The organism is Blastomonas sp. CCH1-A6 (genome assembly GCF_001556365.1).
GTDB classification, from domain to species: domain Bacteria; phylum Pseudomonadota; class Alphaproteobacteria; order Sphingomonadales; family Sphingomonadaceae; genus Blastomonas; species Blastomonas ursincola.
The window spans coordinates 1-251 of record NZ_LSIS01000162.1; the positions used below are offsets into that span (position 1 = coordinate 1).

The 251-nt window shown below is 69.7% G+C and carries 1 protein-coding gene; it reads left to right on the forward strand.

Features of this window, described 5'->3' with window-relative positions:
- Nucleotides 1–251: hypothetical protein (locus AX735_RS25675; protein WP_202189520.1), on the forward strand; the 251-nt coding region annotated here is incomplete at both ends.

Here is a 251-nt window from a genome sequence, read left to right on the forward strand (position 1 = left end):
CCGCCAATGGCGGGCGCGTCGGCATCACGGCGGCCAACATCAGCTCCGGGGCGATCAACTCGACGCTGTTCAGCTTCCTCAATGCCACCGGCGGCAATCTTTCGGTGGGCAATGTCACGGCAGGTGGTGCGGTGACGCTGCTGGCGGATACCGGGCCGATCACTGCAGGCACGCTGGGCGGCTCGCAGGTCAGTGTCGACGGCCAGGGTGCGGTCAGCATCGGCGGCGTCACGGCCACCGGCGCGGCGCAG